Below are 4,710 nucleotides of genomic sequence, written 5' to 3'. Positions count from 1 at the left end.
TTTGTTTTTGTCTTTATTTTCTAAGATGAAATGGTTTAGGTTTTTAGAATGAGAAGTTAAGAGATTGGGATTTTGTTCTTTTGTGTTGTTTGTATTTTCTTTATTTTCGTTTTTATTTATTGTTTCATCTTTGCTATTTATTTTTTCATTTATAAGTAAAGAATTGATATAAGTTTGATAAGCATTTTCTAAATCTTTAAAACCCAGTTTTTTAAATTCATTGATACTTTTATAAAGTTCTTTTCTTGCTTTTAAATAAATATCGTTTAGTTTGGCTTTGTGAAGAATAAAGAGAATATATTCATCCTCATCATATTCTAAAGTTTCTTTAGCTATTTTTTCATTTAATAAAGCTTCATCATTATTATCTAAAACTAAAAAACTTTCACATAAAAACAAAGCCCTTAAATAAGCAAATTCTGAATTGATATTAATATTATCAATATCTTGTAAATTTAAAGTCTTTAATGAGTATTTTTTAGTAGCGATAATGCTTAAACTTTGATTTGGATTTAAAAAAGTATTTCTTTCTTGTTTTAATTGAAAGCTTAGATTTTCATTCAAGGATTGAAATAAAGGATTAAAAATTTCATTTTTGATTTTATTATCTTCTTTGTAAAATTTTAAAGCGAGTTGATATTTTTGTTCTTCTTGGTTAATGATTTGTTCTTGCTCTTTTAAATCTTGTATGTTTTTTAAACACTCTTCATCCATAAAATTATAGGAATTAGAAGCCATACTTGTTTTATCCATAAGTTCTTTTTTTCTTGCTAGGGCAAGTTTGTATTCTTTAGAATAGCTAGGGAAAGGGGCAAGGAAAAATAAACTAATCCCCTTAAGACCTCCAAAAAACTCGTTTGGTGAGGAAGAACAAGAACCTTCTGGAGTTTTAGAGCCTTTAGGGCATTTTGGATTATCAAATATATTTCTTATACTTCGTTCTAATTCTATAAGTGTTTTTTTGCCAACTTCAGATAAAAACTTAGCTATATCTTCCAGCTCTTTTGAAAAATAATAAGAAATAATGCTACCACCTGCAAATATAAGTATTCCAGTAGGTATTCTACCTCTAGGCACAGATTTCATCACAATAAGTGCTATATCTTTGGAAACTTCTAAGCCTTTTGTGAGAATTTTATCCTCTAAGATTTCTTTTCCTAATTTAATAATAACCCTAGTAATATCACCATTGTTAATATATTCTAGAGTATATTCAACAATCTTTAATTTATTATCTACCTTATCTGTAAAAACTTGCATCTTTTGTATATAAGGTTGTATGTTTTGTTTAGTTGGAGAGTTGTGGAAAAAGTTAGCAATACCATCACCGATTTGCAATAAGATATTTGCTTCTCCTATCTTTTCTCTACCGCTTTCTACAGCTTCTTGTCCTTCTCTTAAAGCTTCTTTTATGCTTTCTTCGATGCCAGCACTGACATTACTCTCATTTGCATCCATCTAAAGCCTTTTGAATTTTATTTATCCAATTATAACTTAAGTTAGAAAAATCTTTAAAACTATTCTTCCAATTATTATTGGCTATACTAGGAATTTTAGAAGTTGAATTTAAATCTAAATTGTTAAATATTTCATAACTTTTTTTCATTTTTTCAAACATTAATTCTCTATCTTTAAGGGAACAAAATTTTTTAAGATTTTTTAATATATCATAAGTGAAATAATATATTGCAATTTTATACATATTTGCAACACCTTTATACCAAGATCCCTTATCTAAATAACCTATACTCTCTAAGTAATTATAGAATTCTTCATAATGCTTTATAAATTTAAGTTTTTCTTCAAAGATTTGTTTTTCCAAATCTTTAGTAGAAGTTCTTAGGGCTAGATATTTTTGTTTTTCATTTGAAGTTGAATTTATATCACTTATGAAATTGAGATAATTAAAAAAAATGTGTTCTTTGGTTGTTGATGTCACAAATATATTGGTATGGATTATGATGATAGTTCCATAATACCTATCTTCAAATCCAAAGAATTTAGCTATTTTAAAATCAAAAATAGCCTTTTGCATTTTTGTATTTAAATCTTTAAAATCTTCTATTTTAGGTTTAAAATCATCTATAATTTTCATCATATCCTTAGGACTTGGATTTAAAGTCATTTTTTCAAAGTTTCTAAATTCTTGTGCTTTTTTAGGATAATGATATGTGCCCCAATAAATCGTGTATAAAGGAGAATAAAGTAATTTTGCAAGTATAGCAAATATTACAATAATTATTATACAAGGTATATAAAATCTTTTAAGTTTGTAAAAAGGTTTATTCATTGATGCTCCTAAAAATCTAAGCTATTTTACAATAATACTTACAACAATCAAAAGTAAATTTTTATACCCTGTCTATCCTCAGGGCTTAAATTATTTTCCACATGCATTTAATCTTCCTTTAGCAACATTTATAAAATAAATATATCTTTCTTCTCCGAATATTGCTGAGTATATTCCTTGAATTTCAGCTTCTAGTTTTGTTTTATATAACAAATCCATTTTTGCATAAGAATTAATCATATTCTCTAATAATTGTTCTTTTTGGGGTATAGAGCACATAAAGTTTTTATCTAGACTTGAAACAAATGGGATGAAATTAAAAAGAAAATAATCGGCATTAAAGGTTATTTTCCTAGGTGCATAAGTATCAGGTAGTGCATTTATTTCATCAATAAAAACGGTATATCTATCTGCAATACTTATAAAATTGTTCATTTCATCTAAATTAGTAGTGCTATTAGAAGCAAGATAAAAATAATTAAGATTATTTTCACTTTTTCTTCCAAATATACTTGTTTTATCTCTAAAAGCTTTAAGATAAGCATTATCCAAACCTAAAATTTGCATAAATTTAAAATCTTTTTTGAAATAGTGCATATAGTTCAACAATTCTTTTTGATTTGTTTTTAATTCTTGATTTAAGTTTTGTTCTTTAAAAACTTTTTTAAATTCTTCTTCGTTGCTCCAGAATAGTTTAAATATATCTTTTCTAATTTGATCTTCTTTTTCATAATAATACCTATCCCAAAAGATAAGCTCTAAAGGGCGATACAAAAAATGATAAGCTAAGCTTATAGAAATAATCAAAACTACAAGCAGACTACAAGGTATATAAAATTTTTTAAGTTTGTAAAAAGGTTTATTCATTGATACTCCTTTATAACTTTCTATTGTGGTATAGTTTTATTACGTTTTAAAGCATTTTGTAAATCTTTTTCTATTTGGCTCAATTCTCTATCAAGCAATACTTCTCTTTCTAGCTCTTCATTTATTTTTCACACTCTTTTAGTTTGGCTTGCAGGATTTGAACTTCTACTGAATTTTCTTGAAAAATATTAATCATTTGTATCATATTTTGTCTATTTTTGCCACTTACATCATTTAAAATCAATAATTGCTCCAATGCATTTAAAATTTTCTCAGCAACTTTATCTAAATTCTCTAATGTTTGTAAAATTGCTATTGTTTTGGGATTATTAAATTTGCAAGGAAATTTTTCAATATCATTAAGATAGACAAGCGATATAGAAACACTTCCTGTTAAAGATAATGCATAAGAAAGAGCATTTGAATCAATTTTTTTATCATCTTTTTGTAAAAAATCTTCTTCTAAATGAGTATTTAGAAAAAATAAAAAATCTTCAATTGCTTTAAACCTTTCCTTATCGAATAAAAAATAAGTCTTCCTTCTTGTGATTTTGTTTTCATTGTGTAAAAGTTTACCTGCGATTTGATTATTAACATCTAAAATAATCTTACCAGCCTTTCTCATAAGCTTCATATCCTCTTTAGTGGTTCCATAAGAACTTAAAATTCTCATGCTTTCTATACTTGTTTTTATCTTTTCAAAGTTTTTAATAATTTCTTTGGTGACTTTTTCTTGATTGTAAGTTTCTTTAGAAAGTTTTTTTGCATATTCTAGTTCTTCTTTAGCTTCATTCTTACTCCATAGGATTAAAGAATTAAGATTTTCTCTTGCTTTAGTTTCTTTAGCATTTTTATAATCTAGGGCTTCATTTACATAATCATAAAGATTACTCATTACAGATATTAAAAATGCTACTATAAGAATAATGATTATATTTTTCTTAGAAAACTTAAGCATTTTGTTTGTCCTTTGGAATAATTTAAAAAATTACCATTTTACAATTTTTCTTTTCACCATACTATATTACTATATCTACTCTGCCTTAACCTCCCCACCTTTAACCACAAGCCCTTTAGAATCTATCACTACTTCTACTCCACCTGCTTTAATAATCACGCAATCAGGTTTTGCATTGATAATTGTTTCTCCTACTTTCACGGTTGCTTCGCTATCGGCTTTTAATTCATGAGTGGTTTTTGCATAAGTTGTGATATTATCAGCTACCATACTTGTATTTTTATCACTTTCAAATCCTATGGATTCGTTGCTTGTAAAAAGAATATTGTCTTTGCTTTTGTAATCCATCTCTTTTTCGCTTAACACTTGCATTTTATCGCTGACATTAACATCATAATGCCCCTCAACCACCTCCTTTTTATTCCCCTTCACATTCTTTATCTCATCTTTATGGATAATAGTATTTTGATTAGCACCTATTTCTATGTCTTTGTTTTCTCCTACATATTCACTAGAATTCTTAGCTACTCTTACTTTATTATCTACTCCTACATTTAAAGTATTAGATAATCCTACTATGGTATCTTTAGATAAA

Annotated in this window: 5 protein-coding genes; all 5 read right to left on the bottom strand. The window is 26.2% G+C overall.

Features of this window, described 5'->3' with window-relative positions; translation table 11 throughout:
- Positions 1 to 1,458, bottom strand: a 1,458-nt coding sequence (locus B6S12_RS11190) for a hypothetical protein (RefSeq protein ID WP_181451038.1), incomplete at its 3' end; no start/stop codon positions are given.
- Positions 1,445 to 2,035, bottom strand: coding sequence for a hypothetical protein (locus B6S12_RS10230; RefSeq protein WP_245892651.1), 591 nt, complete (start codon positions 2,033 to 2,035; stop codon positions 1,445 to 1,447). The genes B6S12_RS10230 and B6S12_RS11190, both read right to left, overlap by 14 nt.
- Before the next feature lie 345 nt (positions 2,036 to 2,380).
- A complete protein-coding gene (locus B6S12_RS10225) occupies positions 2,381 to 3,157 on the bottom strand; it encodes a hypothetical protein (RefSeq protein WP_111230679.1) in 777 nt (258 codons plus the stop codon).
- 121 nt (positions 3,158 to 3,278) lie between these two features.
- On the bottom strand, positions 3,279 to 4,115 hold the full coding sequence (locus tag B6S12_RS10220; RefSeq protein WP_111230678.1) for a hypothetical protein: 837 nt from the start codon (positions 4,113 to 4,115) through the stop codon (positions 3,279 to 3,281).
- A gap of 75 nt (positions 4,116 to 4,190) precedes the next feature.
- Positions 4,191 to 4,710: VgrG protein (locus B6S12_RS10215; protein WP_111230677.1), on the bottom strand; the 520-nt coding region annotated here is incomplete at its 5' end.

The sequence above is a fragment of the Helicobacter valdiviensis genome (genome assembly GCF_003245365.1).
GTDB classification, from domain to species: domain Bacteria; phylum Campylobacterota; class Campylobacteria; order Campylobacterales; family Helicobacteraceae; genus Helicobacter_D; species Helicobacter_D valdiviensis.
This window is presented reverse-complemented; position numbering and strand designations above follow the sequence as displayed.

Bases quoted from the DNA above. Each gene is read 5' to 3' on its own strand.
- B6S12_RS10230 (WP_245892651.1), bottom strand. From the start codon at position 2,035: ATGCAAAAGGCTATTTTTGATTTTAAAATAGCTAAATTCTTTGGATTT.
- B6S12_RS10225 (WP_111230679.1), bottom strand. From the start codon at position 3,157: ATGAATAAACCTTTTTACAAACTTAAAAAATTTTATATACCTTGTAGT.
- B6S12_RS10220 (WP_111230678.1), bottom strand. From the start codon at position 4,115: ATGCTTAAGTTTTCTAAGAAAAATATAATCATTATTCTTATAGTAGCA.